The organism is Paraburkholderia bengalensis (assembly GCF_037126505.1).
GTDB lineage: Bacteria > Pseudomonadota > Gammaproteobacteria > Burkholderiales > Burkholderiaceae > Paraburkholderia > Paraburkholderia bengalensis.
This window is the reverse complement of record NZ_JACFYJ010000291.1, coordinates 1-587: the sequence shown is the minus strand read 5'-3', so window position 1 is coordinate 587 and position 587 is coordinate 1. Positions and strand designations below refer to the sequence as shown.

1 protein-coding gene is annotated in these 587 nt (G+C 57.2%); it reads left to right on the top strand.

Going from position 1 to position 587, the window contains the following annotated elements; genetic code table 11:
- The coding region (locus tag H3V53_RS43305) for an IS630 family transposase (protein ID WP_336603056.1) at nt 1–587 on the top strand (587 nt) is incomplete at both ends.

The window sequence follows — 587 nt, the reverse complement described above, 5'->3', positions numbered from 1 at the left end:
GGTCTCGAACGACCCTGACTTCGAGACCAAGGCTGCAGACGTGATAGGCCTCTATCTGAACCCTCCCGCTCATGCGGCAGTGTTCTGTGTGGACGAGAAGACCGCCATTCAGGCGCTGGATCGTAAGGACCGGATGTTGCCGCTGTCACCGGGCCGCGCCGAGAGTCATGGCTTTGAATACAAGCGTAACGGCACTCTGAGCCTGTTCGCTGCGCTCAATACGGCGACCGGGGAAGTCATCGGCAAAACCGCGCCACGCCATACCAGCGAGCAGTTCGTCGCCTTCCTCACCGGCGTGATCGCCAGCCAGCGGCCCAGACAGGAAATTCATGTGATTTGCGACAATGTCAATAGTCACAAGACCGCACGTGTGCAGGACCTTCTGCAGCAACACGGCAACGTGCGGCTGCATTACACACCGACCTATACCTCCTGGCTAAATCAGGTGGAAAACTGGTTCGCGCGTATCCAGCGCGACCTAATCGCGCGAGGCGTCTTCACCACCGTTAAGGATCTGGATCGCAAACTGATGCGCTATATCCGTGAGCACAACAAGAATCCGAAGCCGATCAAATGGAAGTACAACG